Origin of the sequence: Duganella sp. sic0402 (assembly GCF_019219065.1) — a bacterium.
In the GTDB taxonomy this organism is placed as follows: Bacteria; Pseudomonadota; Gammaproteobacteria; order Burkholderiales; family Burkholderiaceae_D; genus Rugamonas.
Genome location: NZ_JAHUWK010000006.1, coordinates 184,699 through 206,122 on the forward strand (window position 1 = coordinate 184,699; position 21,424 = coordinate 206,122).

The following is a 21,424-nucleotide window of genomic DNA, read 5'->3' on the forward strand; positions in this document are numbered from 1 at the left end:
GGCCATCGAGTGAAGTCTTTTAAAGAAAATCGCTTGCTGTACCTTGCCATCGGCCTGTCGCTGGCGGCGCATGCCGCCATGCTGGCGGTGCGCTTTGTGGCGCCGGTGCCTGCGCCAGTGCAGGCCGCCGATCCGGGGCTGGAAGTCATCCTGGTCAACGCCAAGCACAACAAGGCGCCGCTGAAGGCCGATGCGGTGGCCCAAGCCAACCTGGACGGCGGCGGCACGGTCGACCAGGGCCGCGCCAAGTCGCCGATGCCGGACATGCGCAAGACCGAGATGGGCGACAGCGTCAAGGCCAACAAGCGCCGCATCGCCGAGCTGGAAGAACGCCAGAAGCAGCTGCTGACGCAGGTGAACTCGTCCTCCAAGGTGGCCGCTCCGCCAATCACCGAGCAGCTGAAGCCGGACCCGGCGCCCACCGGCGCCGACCTGCTGGAATCGAGCAAGGCGATCGCCCGCCGCGTGGCGGAAATCAGCGAAACCATCGAGGACCAGAACAAGCGGCCGAAGAAAACCATGATCACGCCGAGCACGCGCGAAGCCGGCTACGCGATCTATTACAAGACCATGCAGAAGCGCATCGAGGACATCGGCACGCTGAATTTCCCGAACGTGAACGGGCGCAAGCTGTATGGCCAGCTGATGCTGTCGATCCCGGTATTCCAGGACGGCACCATCTATGAACGGGATGGCGGCATCAAGGTCGAGCGCAGCTCCGGCAACCCGGCGCTGGACGAGGCGGCGATGCGCATCGTGCGCCGCTCGGCGCCGTTCGGCAAATTCCCGCCGAATATGCTGTCTAACGACCGGGATGACCTGTGGGTGATCATCACCACCTTCAAGTTCACCCGCGACGATAAATTACAAGCCGATATGAGCGGCGGAGGACGTTAAGAATATGGATCGCTACTGCGTGTTCGGCAACCCGATTGCCCATAGCAAGTCGCCGGAAATTCATGCCGCGTACGCGGCGCAGACCGGCCAGGACCTGCAATACGAGCGCCGTCTGGCGCCGCTGGACGGCTTTGCCGAAGCGGTGCGGTCCTTCATCGCCGAAGGCGGCAAGGGCGCCAATGTGACGGTGCCGTTCAAGCTGGAAGCGGTCAAGCTGGCGCAGGCGCTGACTATCCGCGCGCGCGCGGCTGGCGCGGTCAACACGCTGGTGTTCAGCGATGAAGGCATCATCGGCGACAACACCGACGGCGCCGGCCTGGTGGCGGATATCGTGCAGAACGCCGTCGTTCCGATCACCGGCAAGCGCGTGCTGTTGCTGGGCGCGGGCGGCGCGGTGCGCGGCGTGGTGTTGCCGATACTTGAGCATCGTCCGGCGAAATTGGTGATCGCCAACCGCACTGTGGCCAAGGCGGAAGAACTGGTTGAACAATTTGCCGCACTGGGCGGCGAGGGCGTGGTGTCTGCCTGCGGCTTCGATGGCATCGAAGGCGAGTACGACATTATCATCAACGGCACGGCGGCCAGCCTGAGTGCGGAGCTGCCGCCGATTTCGCCGTCGGTATTCGCACCAGGATCTTTAGCTTTGGACATGATGTACGCAGCTACCCCCACAGTATTCTTGCAGTTCGCCGGCCAGCATGGCGCACAGTTGCGTGACGGCCTGGGCATGCTGGTCGAGCAGGCGGCCGAAGCGTTCAATCTGTGGCGCGGCGTGCAGCCTGCCACCGGCGAAGTGCTGCAGCAGCTGCGCGCCAAGCTATGAGCAAATCATCCGGCAAATCGGGGAAATGGCGCTGGGTGAAGTGGATCTTCATCCTGCCGGTCCTGCTGTTCCTGGTGGTGCAGCTGTATTTCTTCGTGCAGATCTGGTGGTGGGTGGGGCATAACCCGTCGATGACCAGCTTTATGCGCCAGCAGCAGGCGGCCATCCAGGAGAAGAATCCGAAGGCGAATATCCAGCAGATGTGGGTGCCGTACAAGCGCATCTCCAGCAATCTGAAGCGGGCCATCATCGCTTCCGAGGATGCCAACTTCTCCGAGCACGAGGGGGTGGACTGGGAAGCCATGCAGAAGGCCTACGAGAAAAACAACAAGAAGAAAAAAGTGGTGTCGGGCGGTTCCACCATCACCCAGCAGCTGGCCAAGAATCTGTTCCTGTCCGGCTCGCGCAGCTATCTGCGCAAGGGCCAGGAGCTGATCATCACCTATATGCTGGAAACCCTGATGGACAAGGAGCGCATTTTCGAGATCTACCTGAACGTGGTGGAGTTCGGCACCGGCACCTTTGGCGCCGAGGCGGCGGCGCGGCATTACTACGGCGTCAGCGCGGCCAACCTGAGCGCGATGCAGGCGGCCAAGCTGGCGGTGATGCTGCCCAATCCCCGCTATTTCGACAAACACCGCGATTCCAACTATCTGGCCCGCCGCACCGGCGTCATTTTGCGCCGCATGAACTCGGCCGATCTACCTTAAACCGGGCTTTGCGGGTACACTTGCGCTGTTTCCAAAGGTGCGTTTACCCATGATTAATGTTTTCGTTCTCCAGAATGGCCGTCTCAACCAGGTTCCTATCGACACGCGCGAAGACCTGGTCAAGGTTGAGCCTGTCTGGGTGGACCTGACCGATCCGACCGATGAGGAGCGCGCCTGGGTGCGCACCATCTACGGCGTGATTCTGCCGGGCGAGGACGAAGTCAAGGACATCGAGGCGTCGGCCCGCTATTACGAAGCGGAAAACGGCGACCTGCACCTGCGCACCGACTTCCTGCTGGAAGAAGAGGACGGCCCGTCGCGCATCGTGACGGTGGCGTTTATCCTGGCGCGCAAGATCCTGTTCTCGGTGCACACCGACGACCTGCCGGTGTTCCGCCTGGTGCGGATGCGCGCGCGTTCGCGTCCGGGATCGATCGCCGACTACATGGACGTGCTGCTGGACCTGTACGCCACCGATGCCGAGTATTCGGCGGATGCGCTGGAGGGCATTTACCAGCAGCTGGAAGAGGTCAGCGGCCGGGTGCTGCAGGAAACCTTCACCGACCAGGACGCGGCCGCCGCGCTGAACGCCATCGCCCACGAGGAAGACTTGAACGGCCGCATCCGCCGCAACATGATGGACACGCGCCGCGCGGTCAGCTTCCTGATGCGCGGCCGCCTGCTGAATTCGGAGCAGTTTGAAGAGGCGCGCCAGATTCTGCGCGATATCGAATCGCTGGACGGCCACACCTCCTTCCTGTTCGATAAGATCAACTTCCTGATGGACGCCACGGTCGGCTTCATCAACATTAACCAGAACAAGATCATCAAGATCTTCTCGGTGGCCTCGGTCGCCTTCCTGCCGCCGACGCTGATCGCCTCGATCTACGGCATGAACTTCAAGTGGCTGCCGGAACTGGAGTGGCAGCTGGGCTACCCCTTCGCCATCGGCCTGATGCTGGCCAGCGCCATCGCCCCCTTCCTGTATTTCCGCCATCGCGGCTGGCTCAAATAACAGCCAAACACAGTATTGCTTCTTAGGTAACTTTCACGACCGTAATGAAGTCGTGAACGTTAAGCTATTAGAATGGCGGTCGGCGTCGTCACGCTCCCTCCCTTCGCTCCACGCGGCCTCTCCTTGCCGCGCCAGAGAAAGACATACTATGAACAAGAAACGGCAATTTTTCCCCCGCCAGGTGGTGGAAGCCGGCGGTAACCGCTGGGACTGGGCCCTGCTGCCCATCGTGCTGGCCATCTTCGTGCTGATGGCGTATGGCAGCCAGCAGATGGCGCGCCCATATGAACTCGGCCAGGCGCTACCGCTGTCGCTCGACCCATCCAACCTGCCTTACTACTTGTTGCGCACCACGCTGCGGATGTTCATCGCCATGGCCGCCTCGGTGGTATTCAGCTGCGTGTTTGCCGCGCTGACCACCAAATACCGGCTGGCCGAAAAAGTGCTGGTGCCCTTGCTCGACATCCTGCAATCGATCCCGATTCTCGGCTTCCTGTCGATTACCGTGACGGCGTTTATCGCGCTCTTCCCCGGCAATCTGCTGGGCGTGGAGTGTGCCGCCATCTTCGCCATCTTTACCTCGCAGGCGTGGAATATGGCGTTCTCCGCTTATCAGGGCTTCCGCTCGGTGCCGGCTGAATTGTCGGAGGCTGCGCAGGTGTTCCAGTTGTCCGGCTGGCAGCGTTTCTGGCGGCTGGAACTGCCGTTCGCCATGCCCGGCCTGCTGTGGAATATGATGATGTCGATGTCGGGCGGCTGGTTCTTCGTGGTGGCCTCGGAGGCCATCATGGTGTCCAACCAGACCATCAAGCTGCCGGGCATGGGCTCCTACATCGCGCTGGCGATCGAGCAGAGCGACCTGGGCGCGATTGGCTGGGCCATCTTTGCGATGCTGATCGCGGTGCTGCTGTACGACCAGCTGTTCTTCCGGCCGCTGCTGGCGTGGGCCGACAAATTCCGCTTCGAGGAAACCGGCGGCGATACCGCCCAGTCTTCATGGCTGCTGACCTGGCTGCGCCGCACCGAGCGCACGCAGCAACTGGTGGCCTGGTTTGCACACCAGCTGTCGCGTTCCATCGCCGTGTTCCGGCTGTCGCACGATGGCACCTCGATCCGTGCGCGCAAGGACCAGCCATCGGTGGTGCCGCAGCGGGTGTGGGACGCGGTGATCGCGGCCGTGGTGTTCTATGCGCTGTGGAGCCTGATCCATTTCATCCGCACCGAAGTTGGCTGGAGCGAAGTGGCGCATGTGGCGATGCTGGGCGTATACACCATGCTGCGGGTGGTGGTGTTGCTGGCGCTGGCGGCCGTCATCTGGGTGCCGGTCGGCATCTGGATCGGCATGAACCCTCGCTGGGCTTCCCGCACGCAGGCGGTGGCGCAGTTCCTGGCGGCGTTTCCGGCCAACCTGGTGTTCCCGGTGGCGGTGATTATCATCATGCGCTATCAGCTGAACCCGGACATCTGGCTGTCACCGCTGATGATACTCGGGACGCAGTGGTATCTGCTGTTTAACGTGATCGCCGGCGCCTCGACCATCCCCACCGAGTTGCGCCACGCGGCCAAAAATTTCGGCCTGAGCGGCTGGCTGAAATGGCGCCGCTATCTGCTGCCGGCGATTTTCCCGAGCTTTGTCACCGGGGCGATCACCGCATCCGGCGGTTCGTGGAACGCCGCCATCGTCGCCGAATTTGTCAGCTGGGGACCGACCACGCTCAAGGCGCACGGCATCGGCAGCTATATCGCCGAGATGACCGCCAGCGGCGACTTCCCGCGCATTGCGCTGGGCATCGGCATCATGTGCATTTTCGTGATGGGCTTTAACCATTTCGTCTGGCGCCGTTTGTACACCATGGCCGAAAGCCGGCTGCATTTCTAGGAACAGAACCATGAACACTCCTATCGTTGAACTGAAAGCCGTCGGCAAACATTTTCGTGGTGCGGACGGCTCCGCGCGCTCGGTGCTGGAAGGCGTCGACTTCACGCTGCGCGAAGGCGAGATCGTCGCGCTGCTGGGACAGTCCGGCTCCGGCAAATCGACCATGCTGCGCATCATGGCGGGGTTGATCCAGGCTGATGCAGGGCAGGTGCTGTATCGCGGCATGCCCTTGTACGGCACCGCGCGCGGCATCCGCATGGTGTTCCAGTCGTTTGCGCTGTTCCCGTGGCTGACGGTGCAGAAGAATGTGGAACTGGGTCTGGAGGCGCAGGGCATGGCGCCGGAGGAGCGCGCGCGCCGCGCTGAAAAAGTCATCGACCTGATTGGCCTGTCGGGCTTCGAAGGCGCGCTGCCGCGCGAGTTGTCGGGCGGTATGCGGCAGCGGGTCGGCATCGCCCGCGCGCTGGTGATGGAGCCGGAAGTGCTGCTGATGGACGAGGCGTTTTCCGCACTGGATGTGCTGACTGGCGAGCGCCTGCGCGAAGAGATTCTGGAGCTGTGGCAGTCAGGCCAGATTCCGACCAAGGCGATTCTGGTGGTGTCGCACAATATCGAAGAAGCGGTGATGATGGCCGACCGGGTGCTGATCTTCGCCAGCGATCCGGGCCGGGTGCGCGCCGAGCTGCCGATTTCGCTGCCGCAGCCGCGCAAGGCGGAGAGCAACGAGGTGCGCCAGCTGATCGACAAGGTCTACGAACTGATGACGGCCAGTTCGCGCCGTGGTGGGTTGATCAGCGAGAAGGAGGTCAAGCTGCAATTGGGGGATCGTCTGCCGCAGGCGGGCATCGCGCACATGGAGGGGATTCTGGAGCTCCTGGCCGAGGAACCGTTCCACGGCCGTGCCGATTTGCCGAAGATCGCTGAAGAGACGGAGCTGACTGACGTCGAACTGCTGGAAGTGCTGAACGCGCTGATCCTGCTGGGATACGCCTATCTGACCAATGGCGACATCCTGATCACCGAGCTGGGGGCGCGCTATGTAAAAGCTGCCAACACCGAACGGCAGGAATTGTTCGGCAAGCAGTTGCTGGAGCATGTGCCGCTGATCGCCTACATCTGCCACGGACTACAGCAGGACAAGTCGGGTGACTTGCCGGAGGATCTGTTCCTCAAGCTGCTGCGCTTCACGCTCAGCGAAGAGGAGGCCGAGCGTGCCCTGCGCGTGGCGATCGAATGGGGCCGCTACGGCGACCTGTTCGAATACAACTTCAACACCGGGGTGATACAGCGCTCCGACGACGGCCTCCCGGAGGTGGCGTAGAGGTAAGGCATGCTTTACCCCGCAAGGTGATCTGCGGGGTTGGCGCCATCGCTCAGGCAGCCAGCGTTTTGAATACGCGGCGGGCGGCAGCGATGGTTTCGTCGATGACGGCGTCGCTGTGCTGCGCGGAGACGAAGCCGGCTTCGAAGGCGGCCGGCGCGAAGTACACGCCTTCGTCCAGCATCGCGTGGAAGAACACGTTGAAGCGCTCGCGGTTACCGGCCATCATTTCAGCGTAGTTGTTTGGCGGCGTCACGCTGAAGTACAGGCCGAACATGCCGCCCACGGAATCGGCGCAGAACGGGATGTTGGCTTCTTTGGCCGCAGCGGTCAGGCCGTCGGCCAGTCGCTTGGCGGTCGCGCCCAACTGCGCGTAGAAGCCCGGCTGCTGAATCAGCTTCAGCGTGGTCATGCCCGCCGCCACCGCCACCGGATTGCCCGACAGCGTGCCAGCCTGGTACACCGCGCCCACTGGCGACATTTTGCTCATCAACGCGGCGCTGCCGCCGAAGGCCGCTACCGGCAGGCCGCCGCCGATCACTTTGCCGAGCGCGGTCAGGTCCGGCTTGATGCCGTACAGTTCTTGCGCGCCGCCCAGCGCCACGCGGAAGCCGCACATCACTTCATCGAAGATCAGCACTGCACCATGTTTGGTGCACAGCGCACGCAGCGCTTGCAGGAAGGCTGCCGACGCCTTGATCAGATTCATATTGCCAGCCACTGGCTCAACGATCACGCAGGCGATTTCATCGCCGAAGTTGGCGAACGCCTCTTCGATTTGCTGCACATTGTTATAGTCCAGCACCAGCGTGTGCTTGACGAAATCTTCCGGCACGCCGGCCGAGGTCGGATTGCCGAAGGTCAGCAGACCGCTGCCTGCTTTCACCAGCAGCGAATCGGCGTGGCCGTGGTAGCAGCCTTCGAATTTGACGATCTTGTCGCGGCCGGTGGCACCGCGTGCCAGGCGCAGCGCGCTCATGGTCGCCTCGGTGCCCGACGATACCAGGCGCACCTGCTCCAGTGACGGCACCAGCCGCACCAGTTCCTCGGCCATCTCGATTTCGCCTTCGGTCGGCGCGCCAAACGACAGGCCGCGCGTGGCGGCTTCCTGCACCGCCTTCACCACCTCCGGATGGGCGTGGCCGACAATCGCCGGGCCCCACGAGCCGATGTAGTCGATATAGCGCTTGCCGTCCGCGTCCCAGAAATACGGCCCTTCGGCGCGGGTGATGAAGCGCGGCGTGCCGCCCACCGAACGGAAGGCGCGCACCGGCGAGTTGACGCCGCCCGGCGTGGTTTTCTGGGCGCGCTCAAACAGCTGGTCGTTCTTGGAAATCGTGGTCATGATGGCATCTTTCTTTGCTACTGCATGTCCGCTGCGGACTGCAAATGGAAAAAACGGTTGGGCACAAACTTGCCCATGCCGTAGCGCTGCGCGTGCGCCAGCGCGCCGACAGTGTACTCCTGTGCGGCCGCAGCTGCTTCTGGGACGTCGGCGCCGCGCGCCATGAAGGCGGTCAGCGCCGCCGACAGCGTGCCGCCGGCGCCGATAAACGGTCCGGCCAGATGCTGCCAGGCGTCGTGCAGGATCACGCCGTCGGCGCCGTACAGGGTGTTGGCCAGGGTGTTCGGCGCGGCCGCGTCGCCGGTCGCGCCGCCGGCCGGGGTGCCGGTTACCAGCACGAATTCGCAGCCCAGGGCCAGCAGATGCTCGACATCCGATTCCAGCGTGTCGGCGCCGTGGCCGTCAATGTTTTCGCCGCCTTCGCCGCCTTCGCGCCAGGTTTCGGCCAGCCGGCCCAGTTCCACCTGCGACAGCATCAGCAGGGTCGCCTGCGGCACCAGCAGCTGGCGGATGGCGGTCAGCAGCTCTTCGGCGTCATCGTCGGGCAGCGCCGGCAGGCGCGAGCTGAAGGGATCGAGTATCAGCGGCGCATCCGGGTAGTCGGACAGGATTTCGGCGATTGCCGCCACTTGTTCGATATTGGTGATGGCGCCGACTTTGAAAGCGGCCATGGTCATGTCTTCCAGCACCACGCGGGCCTGGTCGGCTACCCAGTCAGGATCGATATCCTGCAGGTCTTCGACGCGCGCACTGTCGCTGATCAGCAACGCGGTGGTGGCCGCCAGCCCGGTGCAGGACAGCGCCGAGAAAACTGCCAGGTCGGCCTGGACACCGGTGGCGCCGGCCGGATCGGCTGCGCCAAAGCTGAGAATGAGGGGAGAAGTTTGGTTTTGCACGGCGGGTAGATTAAGATACCTAATTCAGCATTTTACTTGAGGGTGGCAAAACGTGAGTAGCAACGAAACAACGCAGGCTTTTCAGACCTGGATGTGCCTGATCTGCGGCTGGATCTACGATGAGGAAGCCGGTCTGCCGGACGAAGGCATCGCTCCCGGCACCCGTTGGGCTGACGTTCCAATGAACTGGAGCTGCCCGGAGTGCGGCGCCCGCAAGGACGATTTCGAGATGGTAGCCATCTGATCCCGTGGCCAGGCGGCACCGTCGCGCCAGCGAAAAGGCGGCGTATGCTATGGTGTAGGCTCATCTTAGCGGATTGATTATGACCTCCACGCCCCTGAAAATCATGGTGATCGACGATAGCAGCACTATCCGCCGCTCCGCCGAGATCTTCCTGAGCCAGGCCGGTTATGAGGTGGTGCTGGCCGAAGACGGCTTCGACGCGCTGGCCAAGATCAGCGACCACCATCCGGCGCTGGTCTTCTGCGACATCCTGATGCCGCGCCTGGACGGCTACCAGACCTGCGCACTGATTAAAAAAAGTGCAAAATTCCACGCCACGCCGGTGCTGATGCTGTCCTCCAAGGACGGCTTGTTCGACCGCGCGCGCGGCACCATGGTCGGGGCGGTGGCTTACCTGACCAAACCTTTTACCAAGGACAGCCTGCTGGCCGCAGTACGCGAGCATACCGGCGGCGCTGTCGCCTCACCAGAATAGCAAAGCCGCAGAGGGAAATATGGCCATACAAAGAATCCTGATCGTCGACGATTCGCCCACGGAACGCTACTACCTGAGCGATATCCTGTCGAAAAACGGCTATAACGTGTCGGTGGCGGAAAGCGGCGAGGAAGCGCTGGCCAAGATCAAGCAAGAAAAGCCGCAGCTGATCCTGATGGATGTAGTGATGCCCGGCGCGAACGGTTTCCAGGTGACGCGCTCGATCGCGCGTGATCCGGAATTGAAGGACGTGCCGGTGATTATCTGCTCCAGCAAGAGCCAGGAGACGGACCGCATCTGGGCGCTGCGCCAGGGCGCGCGCGACTATCTGGTAAAGCCGGTCGATCCGGGCCAGCTGCTGGACAAGATCGCAGCCCTCGGCTAAGGCATGAGCAGCCCGGCTCCCACCGAACGCCGCAGCCGTTTGCGCCAGTATCAGGTGCAACTGCTGGAGCGCATGCAGGCTGCCAAGAGCGGTGCGGCAGTGGGTGGGCGCGAGCTGGGCGTGCTGATAGGCGGCCGCTTATGCCTGCTGGACCTGACCCAGATCAGCGAAATCGCGCCGCTGCAAAGCGTCGCGCTGGTGCCGCTGACGCAGGACTGGTATCTGGGACTGGTCAATATTCGAGGCCATCTGACGGGCGTTATCGACCTGGCGCGCTATCAGGGACAGGTGGCGGGAGACAGCGCACCGGCGGAACGCCGCCTGATTACGTTCGCGCCCGGCCTGGGCTTCAACTGCGCGCTGCTGGCCGAGCGCGTGCTGGGCTTGCGCAAGCTGGACGAGATGACGGCGGCGCCAGACATCGAAGAGAATGCACCGGCCTGGCGCCAGCAGCAGTTCCGCGACGCCGAGGGCCAGCAATGGACGCGGCTCGACCTGGCGCTGCTGGTGGAGGAATCCCGTTTTTCGCAAGTAGGGCTGATGTAGGGCCAATAAGGCAGGCAAACACGAATCCGGAGAGGGTGTATGGCTTTCAACTTGGGCTTTTTCTCGCGCGGCAGCCGGAATGCCGCTCAGGATGCCGCCGCAGACGCGGGGTCTGGCGACACGCGGCTGCCGCCCGCCGCCGAGGATGGCGATGCCCCGCTGCGCCTGCGCGATGCGCTGGGCCGCCGCCGTGGCGCCGCCATTCCCGAACCCGCCACTGCCTTCAAGCTGCCGCTGATCGGCCACCTGCCGGCGCAGCGCCAGCTGAGCATCCTCTCGTCCGCGCTGGGTGTCTGCCTGGGCATGAGCGCGGTGTTTGTCGCGCTGAACAACATCCATAGCGCCAACCGCTCGGCGCAGACCCAGGTCGCCAGCGATGCGCTGATGCACTCGCAGCGCATCGGCAAGGCCGCGCCCAATGCGGTGCAGGGCAGCGCCGAGGGCTTCCGCCAGCTGGAGGAAAGCCGCAAGCAGCTGACCGAAGACATCAACCTGATGACGCGCGGCGGCAAATACCAGGGCCGTTCAATCGGCGAGCCGCGTTCCGACATCGCATTGGTGGTGGCGGCCGCGCGCAAGCAGTGGACCGCAACCGACCTTGCCGCCGGCACCATCCTGGCGCTGAAGGCGGACCTGAGCGGCATGGACAAGACGCTGCAAAAGCTCAACGAGATGTCGCCCGAACTGCTGGTGCGCACCGAGGACATCATCGGTCTGCGGCTGCAGCGTGGCAGCTCGGCGCGCGAGATCGCGGCGCTGGGCAAGCTGACCATGCTGACCCAGCGCATGAACCGTGGCGCGGCCGAATTCCTGAGCGCCGGCGGCATCAGCTCGGAGACGGCGTTCCAGCTGGGCCGCGACACCACCGTGTTCCGCAATACCATCGACGGCTTTTTGAATGGCAGCGTGCCACTCGGCCTGGCCCCGGTGCGTGAAGCGGAACAGCGCGCCAAGTTCACCGCCTTGCAGCAGGAATTCGAGGCATATCAACAACTGGTCACGGCGGTCTTGGACAAGCTGGATAAATTCACCGCCGCCAAAGCGGCCGAGCAGCTGATCTTCAACGACAACGAAGCGCTGCGCCAGCGCCTGGGCACCTTGCAGGCGACCTATCGCGAAGAGCAGGATTCGCTCGGCCTGACCTTCTGGCTGATGGTCAGCGGCGGCATGCTGACGCTGGTGGCTGCGGCGCTGATCGGCCGCGTGCTGCTGGTAGATTCCTACAATCGCACGCGCGGCGCGGAACGGCGCCGGCAGGAAGCGGAGTCGATGCGCCAGGAGTCGAAGCGGCTGGAGGAAGAAGCCAAGGCCATGAATGACCAGAATCAGGCGGCGATTCTGCGTCTGATGAACGAGTTGCAGGAAGTGGCGGACGGCGACCTTACGGTGCAGGCTACGGTATCCGAGGACATCACTGGCGCGATTGCCGATTCGGTCAATTACACGGTGGAGGAATTGCGCGGCCTGGTGGGACGGGTGACCGCGACCGCCGAGCAGGTGACCAAGGCGTCAACGCAGGCGCAGAGCATTTCCAGCGACCTGCTGCACGCGTCGCAGCAGCAGTCGCGCGAAATTCAGGAAGCTTCATCGACGGTGATGCAGATGGCCAGCGAAATTACCGATGTGTCGCGTTCCGCCAGTGAATCGGCGGACGTGGCAAGGCAGTCGGTGGCGGCGGCGCGTCAGGGTTCGATGGCGGTGGAAAACGCCATCAAGGGCATGCATGAAATCCGCGAGCAGATTCAGGATACCTCCAAGCGCATCAAGCGGCTGGGCGAGTCGTCGCAGGAGATCGGCGAGATCACCGAGCTGATTTCCGACATCACCGAGCAGACCAATGTGCTGGCGCTGAACGCCGCCATTCAGGCTGCATCGGCGGGCGAGGCTGGGCGTGGCTTCTCGGTGGTGGCGGAAGAGGTGCAGCGGCTGGCGGAGCGCTCTGCCGAAGCGGCCAAGCAGATCGGCGCGCTGGTGCGCGCGATCCAGACCGACACCCATGATGCGGTGGCGGCGATGGAAAAATCGACCCAGGGCGTGGTCGAAGGCGCGCGCCTGTCGGATGCGGCCGGCGCCGCGCTGCATGATATTTCGCAGGTGTCGAATCACCTGGCCGAGCTGATTTCCGGCATGTCGCAGGCAACCGGGCAGCAGGCCACGTCGGCGAACGGCGTAGCGCAAAACATCCAACATATTTTGACGGTGACCCAGCAGACGCAGGATGGCACCCAGCAAACCGCTCAATCGATTCACAAGTTATCCGTGCTGGCGCAGGAGTTGAAAAACTCGGTCGCGCGGTTCCGGATCGCTTAGTTAGCCGATATTGAAAGGCCGAGATTAGCATGACCAAGACTGATTTTTCGCTTCCACAGCCATCGCAACTGGACACCGGGCCCCTGTCATGGGTCATGGTGGAGATCCGCGAGTCGCTGGGCCGTTCGCGCACTGCGCTGTTTGAGGCGGGCGGCAGGGAGCCGGAAGATCAGGCCACGCAGCTGCAGCATGCGAAATCGCATTTGCATCAGGCGCACGGCGCGTTGCAGATGGTGGACCTGGATGGCGTCAGCCTGATGACCGAGGTGGCCGAGGCGGCGCTGGACCGCTTCAAGGCCGGCACGCTGAAGTGCAGCACCGATAACGCGCAGGCGGTGGCGCAGCTGTATCAGGCACTGGTGGAATACCTGGAAGAGCTGCTGCAAGGTGCGCCGTCGCAACCGGCGCGGCTGTTCCCTTACTACCGTGCGGTGCTGGAAATGACAGGCGCGGAGCGGGTGCATCCTGCCGATCTGTTTTTCCCGGATCTGGCGCAGCCGGTCAGCCTGCCACTGGCGCTGGATGTGGATAGCAGCGGCGGCGCGGTGGATTACGCCGCCTATCGCCAGCGCTTTGAACGTGCGCTGCTGCCTTATCTGAAAGGCGCGGGCGATGCGGAGGCGCTGCTGGCCGCCATCAGGCAGGTGGCCGATGCGCAGCAGGACGGCCAGGCGCGCGCCTTCTGGCTGACGATGCAGGGCTTCGCGGAGCTGGTGGCTGGCGGCGAATTGATGGCCAGCCTGTATGTGAAGCAGCTGTTTGGCATGATCAATTTGCAGATCCGCCGTCTGAGCCAGGGCGCGGCGGCGCAGCCGGAAGCGATGCTGCGCGACGCCTTGTTTTTCCTGGCCACGGCAGGTGCAGACTCTTCATCCGAAACGGTCCGTCAGCTGCGCACTGCCTATGCGCTGGATGGCCTGGCGCCGGCCGATTACGATACGCGCCGCTACGGCCAGGTCGATCCTGACGTGCTGGAGAGCGCCAGGGCCGCTGTGGGACAGGCCAAGGTGTGCTGGGATCGGCTTGCGAATGCGGAAATCGATCCGGCGCTGGATGCCGATTTTGACGCTGCGCTCAGTGAGGCCTCGGCGCAGTCGGAGAAACTGAGCCTGCCGGCGCTGGCTGCCTTGTTGCGTCAGTTGGCCTTTGTGGCGCGCAAGGCGGTTACTGCCGGGCGCAGCGAGGCGCTGACGATGGAAATTGCCACGGCCTTGCTGTTTTCGGAGCATGGCTTGCGGCATATCCGCCATCTGCCCGGTGACTTTGCCGCGCATGCGGACACCATCGGTGCGCGACTGGTGGCGCTGGTGTCCGGCGACACGCCGCCGGAGCCGGCTCCATGGCAGATGCAGCAGGAAGACACCGCCGTCGCGTTGGCGATGGAGATGAAGAACGGCTTGCGCCAGGTGGAGAAAGTGCTGGATGAATACTATGCCGATCCAGCCAGCCGGCCGTCGTTGCTGGCGCTGGAACCGGTGCTGCATCAGTTGCAGGGCGCTTTGTCGGTGCTGGATCAGGAGGATGCGACGCAGGCGGTGTTGCAGGTGAAGTCGGCAGTGCAGGCGTTGGCGCATGGGGACGGCCAAGAGGATGCCGCTGCCGATGCGAAGGCGCTGGATGAGATTGCGCGGAATGTGGGGGCGCTGGGATTCTTCGTCGATATGCTGGCGCAGAATGCGGCGGGGGCGCGCGAGCGCTTTGCGTTTGATGCGGAGCAGGGCAGTTTCCGTTCGGTGCCGTTCAAGAAGATGGCTTCGTCGGAGTCGATACCGGTGCTGGACGAGCAGGTGCCTGCACCGGCGCCGGTATCCATGCCACAGCAACCGCCTGCCGCAAGCGATGCCACGGTGGAGGCGGGGCTGTTGGAAGTCTTTATCGCCGAGGCGCAGGAAGTACTGGTGTTTGTTGATGAGCTCTTGCCACAGGCGCGCACCGAAGAAAACCTGACCATGCTGCGTCGTTCTTTCCATACGCTGAAAGGCAGTGGGCGTATGGTGGGCTTGAATCAGTTCGCTGACGCCGCGCATGCGATTGAGAAGGTGATGAATGTCTGGCTGGCGGAGCAGCATGCGGTTACCGAGGCCTTGTTTGATTTGCTGAACAGCGCTACCAGGGAGTTGCGTGGCTGGGTGGACGAGCTGATTACGCGTGGCGTCTCGCAGCGCAGCGCGGATGCGCTGTCAGCCGCCGCCGCGCGCGTGCTGGATGGCGGCGAGGGCAAATTCACACCGGCGGAAGCTGTCCCGCCCGAAGCCACGCTGCCCGACGTGCCACCGTCCGAAGCGCCACCAGACGAGGTGCCGGCAACGGTGGTGCAGCCAACTGCTGCGCCGCTGGTCGCGCATGGCAACGTCATCGATTTCCCATCCATTACGCCGTCCGTGCCGCGTGATGATAATGTGAAGCATGTCGGTGGCCTGGAGATCCCGCTGCCGCTGTTTAACATTTACCTGCACGAGTCGGATGATCTGGTACGCAAGCTGGTGCAGGATTTCGGCGAGTGGCGCCATGAGGCGCGCCGTCCGGTGAATCCGGACGCATTGGCGGCAGCGCATACGCTGGCGGGAACTTCGGGCACGGTTGGCTTCACGGCGCTGCGCGAGCTGGCGCTGGTGCTGGAGTCGACGCTGGAGGCGCTGTTGCCGCCTGCGCCGCATCTGGATCAGGTGCAGCATGACCTGCTGGACTTTACCATGGAGCGTATCCGCCAGATGCTGCAAGCTTTTGCAGCGGGGACGATGCCGGATGAGCAGCCGGAGTTGATCAGTGCATTGCAAGGCTTGCGTGAGGAGCTGGCGGCCACGCCGGCAGCGGCCAGCAACGAGATCGAGTCGCGGCTGGATGATCTGGTGGCCGAGACCATGGATGGCTTGAGCGCGCCGGCGGCGGAACAACAGCAGGAGTCTGCGCTGGATAAGCTGTTCCGCGAGACGTACAACGCCATCAGTGGCACCGTGCCGGAGTCCGAAGCGCCGGTTGCGCCGCCACCGAAGAAAAAGCCGGAAGTGCATGTGGATGATGGCATTGACGATCTGTTCAACGCCGCGTTTGACGATGCGTTCGCCGAGCCGCCGCTGAAAATCGCCGGGCCGCAAGCACCGCTGCCATCGCCCGCCGCGCCAGCAGCTGAGCCGCCAGCCGCCACCGAATCTCAGCCGGAGGCTGATGCCGGCGCCGAACTGCCCGCCGTAGCTGAACTGGAAGCCGCGCCCGTCGTTGAACCGATCATGGCGGCGGGTGAGGCGGAAACCCTCCCTGTCGCGCCGGCCATCTTCAACGATGAGCTGGATGCTGATCTGCTGCCGGTCTTCCTGGAAGAAGGCGCGGATCTGTTGCCGCAGGTTGGCGAGTCGCTGCGCGCGTGGCAGCATCACCCTGCCGACCTGGCGCAGGCGCAAAGCCTGCTGCGCCTGCTGCATACCGTAAAAGGCAGCGCGCGCATGGCCGGTGCAATGCGCCTTGGCCAGCACTGCCACGAAATCGAAACGTACGTCGAAAACATGGTGCACACCGGCGCTACCACGCCCCAGGCATTCGAGGAGCTGCTGGCGCATTACGATCACGCGCTGCTGCTGTTCGAACAATTGCAGCATCCCGAACAACAGCAAACCGGGGGCGAGCCGACAGCACCACAGCCAGCCGGCGCCGAGCAGCAAGCCAGCACCAAAACCCCGCTGGTCCGCGTGCGCGCCGACATACTCGACCGTCTGGTCAACCAGGCCGGCGAAGTGTCGATCTCCCGCTCCAAGCTGGAAAACGAAGTTGGAACCCTGCGCACCTCATTGACCGACTTCTCCGACAACCTGGCGCGCTTGCGCCGCCAGCTGCGCGAAGTCGAAATGCAGGCCGAATCGCAAATCGCCTCGCGCATGGCGGTATCCAGCGAGCGCGAATTCGATCCACTGGAATTCGACCGCTTTACCCGCTTGCAGGAACTGACGCGCATGATGGCCGAAAGCGTCAACGACGTCGCCAGCTTCCATGAAAGCCTGACCCGCAGCGTGGACAACGCGCACAACGACCTGGCGCAGCAAGCCCGCCTCACGCGCGACTTGCAACATGACCTGATGCGCGTGCGCATGGTGCCCTTTGCCAGCATCGCCGAACGCCTGTTCCGCGTCGCCCGCCAGAGCGCCAAGGATGTCGACAAGCGCGTCAACCTGGATATCCGTGGCGGCGGTGTGGAGCTGGACCGCAGTGTACTGGAGCGCATGTCCGCACCATTCGAACACCTGCTGCGCAACGCCATCGCGCACGGCGTCGAAGCACGTGACGCGCGCGCGGCCGCAGGCAAGAGCGAAACCGGCGAACTGCTGGTGCAAGCCGCGCAAGAGGGCAATGAAGTGGTCATCGAATTCAGCGACGATGGCGGTGGACTCGACCTGGAGCGCATCAAGGCCAAAGCCATCAGCCTCGGCATGCTGGACGAAGACGGGCAAGCCACCGATACGCAAATCGCCGACCTGATTTTCGAACCAGGCTTCTCCACCGCCGACACGCTGACTGAACTGTCCGGGCGTGGCGTCGGCATGGACGTGGTGCAGTCCGAAGCGCAGGCGCTGGGCGGCCGTGTCGATATGTACTCGGAGCCAGGCAAAGGCACGCGCTTCACCATCCGTTTGCCGCTGACGCTGGCCGTCACGCAAGTGGTGCTGCTGGCCGCTGGCGGCAAGACCTATGCGCTGCCGGCCATCCTGGTGGAACAGGTGCAGCAGATGAAGGACACCGCGCTGGCCGAGGCGCGCGACAGCGGCATGCAATACCTGCCCACGCTGCTCGGCGACGCCGCGCAGCCGCCGCTGCAACGCTCATCGCCGGTGATGATGCTCAAGAACGGCAACGAGCGCCTGGCGCTACAAGTGGACGCGGTGCTGGGCAACCGCGAGGTGGTGATCAAGAACATCGGCCCGCAGCTGGCGCGCATGGTCGGTATCGCCGGCGCCACCGTGCTGGGCAGCGGCGACATCGTGCTGATACTGAACCCGGTGGCGCTGGCGCAGCATCTGGCGCATCATCCCGAGCTGAAGGCACATTACGCGCAGGTGGCGGCGGACAGCCCGGCGGCTTTGCCGGCGCAGGGCCATACCATCATGGTGGTGGACGATTCGATGACCGTGCGCCGCGTGACACAGCGCCTGCTGGAGCGCGAAGGCTATCAGGTACTGCTGGCCAAGGATGGCGTGGATGCGCTGGAGCAGTTGAAGGATACGCTGCCGGACCTGATGCTGGTCGATATCGAGATGCCGCGCATGGATGGCTTTGACCTGACGCGCAATGTGCGCAGCGGCGAGCGCACGCGGGACATCCCGATCATCATGATCACCTCGCGCAGCGCGGACAAGCACCGCAATGTGGCGCTGGAGCTGGGCGTCCACGCCTACTTCGGCAAGCCGTTCCAGGAGCCGGTGCTGCTGGAAACGATCAGTGAGCTGCTTACGCCACTGGCTTCTTGACCACTTCGTAGCGCTCAAGCGTGAGTTTGCGCGCTGCGTCGTGCATCACCACCGGCGGCCAGTAGTCCGGCGCCAGCATGCGCGGCGCGTCCCATGGCGCGTGGATTTCCTTGTCGCTCAGCGATTTCAGCTGCGGCAGGTAGCGGCGGATGAATTTACCCTGCGCGTCAAACTTCTGCGACTGCGTCACCGGATTGAAGATGCGGAAGTAAGGCTGTGCATCGCAGCCCGACGATGACGCCCACTGCCAGCCGCCGTTGTTGGACGCCAGGTCGAAGTCGTTGAGTTGCAGCGCGAAATAGGCCTCGCCGCGACGCCAGTCGATGCCCAGGTCCTTGATCAGGAAGCAGGCGGTGACCATGCGCAGGCGGTTGTGCATATAGCCGGTCTGGTTCAGTTGCAGCATGGCGGCGTCCACCAGCGGATAGCCGGTGCGGCCCTCGCACCAGGCGGCAAACAGTTCATCAGCTTCCGGGCCGGTTTCCCATGCGATGGCGTCATAGGCCGGCTTGAAGGCGGAAGCCGCCACATGCGGATGGTGGTACAGGATCATCGCGTAGAACTCGCGCCAGATCAGTTCCGACAGCCACACCGCCGCACCCTCGCCGCCACCGCCGCGCTCTTGCAGGTCCAGCACCGTACGCACCAGATGGCGCACCGATAGCGTACCGAAGCGGAAATGGATGGACAGATACGACGGCCCTTTCACGGCCGGGAAGTCGCGCGCCACATTGTAGTCGGCGATGCGCGGCAAAAAATCCTCAAACAGCTGCGCCGCGCCGGACATGCCGGTCGGGATTTTCAGCTCGGCCAGGTTGCTCGGCTCGAAACCGAGATCGGCCAGCGTCGGTAGCGGCGGCGCACCGGCCGGTGCAGGCGCCAGGCGCGCGGCATGCGGCTCGATGTTGTACGGCGCCAGCACCGAAGGATCGGCCGCCAGCTTCTTCAGCCAGGCGTTCTTGTACGGGGTGAACACTGAGAAAACGCCGCCGGTCTGCGACAGCACCTCGCTGCGCTCAAAAATCACCTGATCTTTGTAGCTGTAGAACTTGCAGCCCGCCGCTTCCAGCGTGTGCGCCACCGTGGCGTCGCGCGCCATAGCTTGCGGTTCATAATCGTGGTTGCAGAACACCGCCTGCACGCCCAGCTCGGCCGCCAGCGCCGGAATCTCGGCCAGCGGATCGCCATGGCGGGTGATCAGGTGGCCGCCAAGCTGCGCCAGTTCCGCCGCTACCTCGGCAATGCTGGCGTGGATGAAGTCGACCCGGCGGTCGCGGCGCGGCAAGGCGTCCAGAATCGTGGTGTCATAGACAAAAACACAATATACCTTCTCGCTTGCCAGCAATGCCTGTTGTAAGGCCACATGGTCGAAAACACGCAGGTCGCGGCGCAGCCATACCAGGGAGGAAGTCAGTTTCATTCGGTCTGTATCAATCTTGTGGTGGACGCAATCATGGCCGCACCCGCGTTTCAGTGTAAACTACAGGGTAAACAGAGTTGCTAGCCGCGCGAATACTACAGTAATTGTCAGCAGCACAGAAACACCACGCACCCCAGCAGAGAGAGCAACTTGTATGAAGAAGAGCAAAATAGACAAAACTCTGGCTGTACCCGGCCTCTTGCAGGAGGCTGGCGATCCTTTGGAGGCCTCGGGCGCCGTATCGGCGTCGGCCCTCAATCTGGCGAATCATTTCCTTATTGCAATGCCATCGATGCAAGATCCGGTTTTCGGCGGCACGGTGGTGTATGTGTGCGAACACAATGAAAACGGCGTGCTGGGCGTGGTCATCAACAAGCCGACCGATATGACCATGCAGACGCTGTTCGAGCGCATCGACCTCAAGGTGGAATCCGGCCTGGAAGGCCATGACGAAGAGCCGGTGATGTTTGGCGGTCCGGTGCAGGACGACCGCGGCTTCGTGCTGCACACGCCCGGCCATCGCTATTCGTCGTCGCTGACGGTGACCGATGAAGTGGCCTTCACCACCTCGATCGATGTGCTGGAGGCAGTGGCTGCCGGCGAAGGCCCGCCACAGATCCTGGTGTCGATCGGCTATTCGGGCTGGAGTCCCGGCCAGCTGGAAGATGAAATCGGCCGCAACGGCTGGCTGACCGTCGGCGCCGATCCCGACATCCTGTTCAAGCTGCCGATCGAAGAACGCTATACCGCCGCCATGCGCCTGCTCGGTATCGATCCGCTGATGCTGACTTCCGAGGCGGGCCACGCTTAAATGAGCAGTATTGAAACCATTTTTGCTTTCGATTTCGGCGTAAAACGAATCGGCGTGGCGATGGGCAATACCATGCTGTGCCAAGCGGAACCGTTGAAGGTGATCAAGGCGGAAGACAACGCCACCCGCTTTAACGATATCCAGAAACTGCTGGATGAATGGAAGCCGGCCCGCCTGGTGGTCGGGCTGCCCATGCACCCGGACGGCAACGAACACGAAATGACGGCGCGGGCGCGCCGTTTTGCCAATCAATTGAACGGCCGCTTCAACCTGCCGGTGGCGCTGGTCGACGAGCGCTACTCCTCGGCCGTGATCTCGGCCAAACGCGGCGAGGTCATTGACGACCGCGCCGCCGCCATCATTCTGCAACAATACTTCGACTCCTTATGACTCTGAATCCCAACCAACTCGACGCCGAAGCGCTGTACGCGACGCTGCTGGCCGATGTGAAAGCCGGCCTGGCCGGCGTGCCGGATGTCGCGATTGTCGGCATCCATTCCGGCGGCGCGTGGATCGCCGAACGCCTGGCAGCGGACCTCGGCCTGTCCGCGCGCTGCGGCGTGCTGGATGTGTCCTTTTACCGAGACGACTACGCCAAGAAGGGCCTGCCTGCCGAAGTCAAGCCGACCAACATCACCTTCGAGGTGGCGGCCGCCAACATCCTGCTGGTGGACGACGTGCTGTACACCGGCCGCACCACCCGCGCCGCGATCAATGAACTGTTCGACTACGGCCGCCCGGCGCGCATCATGCTGGCGGCGCTGGTCGACCGTGGCGAGCGCCAGCTGCCGGTGGCGGCCGACTTCGTGGCCGGCCATGTCGCCGTCGAGAAGGGCAAGGCGCTGGTGCTGAAACGCGCAGCCGATGACACATTCACGCTAACCATCGAATAAA

The 21,424-nt window shown here is 63.4% G+C and carries 18 protein-coding genes; 15 read left to right on the forward strand and 3 right to left on the reverse strand.

All coding sequences use genetic code 11. From position 1 onward, the window contains the following. Positions 1-33: 33 nt before the first annotated feature. From KW842_RS16450 to KW842_RS16475, 6 genes are all read left to right on the forward strand, one after another. Complete coding sequence (locus tag KW842_RS16450) at positions 34-897, forward strand: TonB family protein (RefSeq protein WP_229223735.1); 864 nt, start codon at positions 34-36, stop codon at positions 895-897. Positions 898-901: 4 nt separating this feature from the next. Beyond that, positions 902-1,720: a shikimate dehydrogenase gene (gene aroE, locus KW842_RS16455; RefSeq protein ID WP_218305186.1), complete on the forward strand. Its 819-nt coding sequence runs from the start codon at positions 902-904 to the stop codon at positions 1,718-1,720. Beyond that, positions 1,717-2,430 (forward strand): monofunctional biosynthetic peptidoglycan transglycosylase, encoded by a 714-nt coding sequence (gene mtgA, locus KW842_RS16460; protein WP_218305187.1) that lies wholly within the window; start codon positions 1,717-1,719, stop codon positions 2,428-2,430. Before aroE ends, mtgA begins: the two co-directional genes overlap by 4 nt. 49 nt (positions 2,431-2,479) lie before the next feature. After that, complete coding sequence (gene corA, locus KW842_RS16465) at positions 2,480-3,445, forward strand: magnesium/cobalt transporter CorA (RefSeq protein WP_218305188.1); 966 nt, start codon at positions 2,480-2,482, stop codon at positions 3,443-3,445. A 148-nt stretch (positions 3,446-3,593) separates the two neighbouring features. Then, positions 3,594-5,324 (forward strand): ABC transporter permease subunit, encoded by a 1,731-nt coding sequence (locus KW842_RS16470; RefSeq protein ID WP_218305189.1) that lies wholly within the window; start codon positions 3,594-3,596, stop codon positions 5,322-5,324. A 10-nt stretch (positions 5,325-5,334) separates the two neighbouring features. Then, entirely contained in the window at positions 5,335-6,645 is a 1,311-nt protein-coding gene (locus tag KW842_RS16475) for a nitrate/sulfonate/bicarbonate ABC transporter ATP-binding protein (protein ID WP_218305190.1), read from the forward strand. A 52-nt stretch (positions 6,646-6,697) separates the two neighbouring features. On the opposite strand, the gene hemL is transcribed toward KW842_RS16475, so the two are convergent. Then, positions 6,698-7,990, reverse strand: coding sequence for a glutamate-1-semialdehyde 2,1-aminomutase (gene hemL, locus KW842_RS16480; protein WP_218305191.1), 1,293 nt, complete (start codon positions 7,988-7,990; stop codon positions 6,698-6,700). Between the two features lie 17 nt (positions 7,991-8,007). After that, on the reverse strand, positions 8,008-8,886 hold the full coding sequence (locus KW842_RS16485) for a bifunctional hydroxymethylpyrimidine kinase/phosphomethylpyrimidine kinase (protein WP_218305192.1): 879 nt from the start codon (positions 8,884-8,886) through the stop codon (positions 8,008-8,010). A 91-nt stretch (positions 8,887-8,977) separates the two neighbouring features. On the opposite strand from KW842_RS16485, the gene KW842_RS16490 reads away from it, so the two are divergent. From KW842_RS16490 to KW842_RS16515, 6 genes are all read left to right on the forward strand, one after another. Then, positions 8,978-9,130: a rubredoxin gene (locus tag KW842_RS16490; protein WP_092275808.1), complete on the forward strand. Its 153-nt coding sequence runs from the start codon at positions 8,978-8,980 to the stop codon at positions 9,128-9,130. 79 nt (positions 9,131-9,209) lie between these two features. Then, positions 9,210-9,605: a PleD family two-component system response regulator gene (locus tag KW842_RS16495; protein ID WP_218305193.1), complete on the forward strand. Its 396-nt coding sequence runs from the start codon at positions 9,210-9,212 to the stop codon at positions 9,603-9,605. Positions 9,606-9,624: 19 nt separating this feature from the next. Beyond that, complete coding sequence (locus tag KW842_RS16500; RefSeq protein WP_218305194.1) at positions 9,625-9,990, forward strand: PleD family two-component system response regulator; 366 nt, start codon at positions 9,625-9,627, stop codon at positions 9,988-9,990. Positions 9,991-9,993: 3 nt separating this feature from the next. After that, the gene (locus KW842_RS16505; RefSeq protein WP_218305195.1) at positions 9,994-10,536 is read left to right on the forward strand and encodes a chemotaxis protein CheW; all 543 of its coding nucleotides are present in this window, start codon (positions 9,994-9,996) and stop codon (positions 10,534-10,536) included. A gap of 39 nt (positions 10,537-10,575) precedes the next feature. Next, positions 10,576-12,846, forward strand: a complete 2,271-nt coding sequence (locus KW842_RS16510) for a methyl-accepting chemotaxis protein (RefSeq protein ID WP_218305196.1) — start codon at positions 10,576-10,578, stop codon at positions 12,844-12,846. A gap of 29 nt (positions 12,847-12,875) precedes the next feature. Beyond that, positions 12,876-18,299 carry an Hpt domain-containing protein gene (locus KW842_RS16515; RefSeq protein ID WP_218305197.1) on the forward strand — a complete coding sequence of 1,808 codons (5,424 nt, stop codon included), beginning with the start codon at positions 12,876-12,878 and terminating at the stop codon, positions 18,297-18,299. Here the strand turns inward: KW842_RS16515 and KW842_RS16520 are convergent. After that, on the reverse strand, positions 18,280-19,719 hold the full coding sequence (locus KW842_RS16520; RefSeq protein WP_218305198.1) for a deoxyribodipyrimidine photo-lyase: 1,440 nt from the start codon (positions 19,717-19,719) through the stop codon (positions 18,280-18,282). The genes KW842_RS16515 and KW842_RS16520 overlap by 20 nt on opposite strands. 154 nt (positions 19,720-19,873) lie before the next feature. Here KW842_RS16520 and KW842_RS16525 point away from each other — a divergent pair, with 154 nt between their 5' ends. From KW842_RS16525 to pyrR, 3 genes are read left to right on the forward strand one after another with little or no spacing between them, the layout of a single operon-like run. Beyond that, positions 19,874-20,530, forward strand: a complete 657-nt coding sequence (locus KW842_RS16525; protein WP_218305199.1) for a YqgE/AlgH family protein — start codon at positions 19,874-19,876, stop codon at positions 20,528-20,530. Further along, on the forward strand, positions 20,531-20,920 hold the full coding sequence (gene ruvX / locus KW842_RS16530; RefSeq protein ID WP_218305200.1) for a Holliday junction resolvase RuvX: 390 nt from the start codon (positions 20,531-20,533) through the stop codon (positions 20,918-20,920). Next, positions 20,917-21,423, forward strand: a complete 507-nt coding sequence (gene pyrR / locus KW842_RS16535; RefSeq protein WP_218305201.1) for a bifunctional pyr operon transcriptional regulator/uracil phosphoribosyltransferase PyrR — start codon at positions 20,917-20,919, stop codon at positions 21,421-21,423. Before ruvX ends, pyrR begins: the two co-directional genes overlap by 4 nt. Position 21,424: the final 1 nt, after the last annotated feature.